This is a genomic window from Parasphingomonas frigoris, from assembly GCF_036663815.1.
Taxonomy (GTDB): domain Bacteria; phylum Pseudomonadota; class Alphaproteobacteria; order Sphingomonadales; family Sphingomonadaceae; genus Sphingomonas.
Genome location: NZ_JAXOJQ010000104.1, coordinates 1 through 1,007 on the forward strand (window position 1 = coordinate 1; position 1,007 = coordinate 1,007).

Annotated in this window: 1 protein-coding gene; it reads right to left on the reverse strand. The window is 67.7% G+C overall.

What is annotated here, in order from left to right:
- The coding region (locus U1872_RS22800; protein ID WP_332795120.1) for a proline dehydrogenase family protein at nt 1-1,007 on the reverse strand (1,007 nt) is incomplete at both ends.

Below are 1,007 nucleotides of genomic sequence, written 5' to 3' on the forward strand. Positions count from 1 at the left end.
CCGCACGTCCGCGGTCAGCGCGGCACCGACTTCGGTCCCGCCCGTCACGAGGATCAGCACGTCGGCCGGCACCCCCGCCTCATGCGCCAGCGCAACCGCAAGCGCGGCGATCCGCGGCGTCTGCGGCGCGGGCTTGGCGACCACGCTGTTGCCCGTCACGAGCGCCGCCACCGTCTGGCCGAGGAAGATCGCCAACGGGAAGTTCCACGGCGCGATCGTCGCCCAGACACCGCGGCCCTCGATATGCAGCATGTTGCGCTCGCCTGTCGGCCCCGGCAGCTCGATCGCCTGGAGGTTCGCCCGCGCCTGCTGCGCATAATAGCGACAGAAATCGGCCGCCTCGCGCACTTCGCCGATCGCATCGGCGATCGTCTTGAACGCCTCCTGCACGCAGATCGCCATCAGTTCGTCGCGGTGCTTCTCGAGCAAATCGGCGAGGCGCTCCAGACAGGCCGCCCGATCATCCACCGGCGTCCGAGACCAAGCCGGAAACGCCGCATGTGCGCGACCAATGGCAGCCGCAACCTGATCCCCCTCCCGCAAGCGGGAGGGGCTAGGGGTGGGCACGCGCTCACCACTGGACGCAACGCCTGCGGCTGCCCGCTCATCACCAGCCGTAGCCGATGACGATAGCGCGAGCCCACCCCCGGCCCCTCCCGCAAGCGGGAGGGGGGAATTAACGGCCCGCACCGTCGCCTCCAACGTCCCAACATCACTCAAATCCAACCCGGCAGAATTCCGGTGCCCCCCGGCCCCGAACAGATCCACCGGCAACGGAATGCTAGGATGCCGCTTCCCCCCGACCGCAGCGATCTTCGCTACAGGATCCGCCAGAATCTCAGCCTCGGTCAGCCGCTCGTCCGCCAACTGGTGCACGAAGCTGGAATTAGCCCCATTCTCCAACAACCGCCGAACCAGATACGCGAGCAGATCGCGATGCCCCCCAACCGGCGCGTAAACGCGGCAATGATACCCATTCTCCTGCACCAGCCGCTCGTACAGCCCGT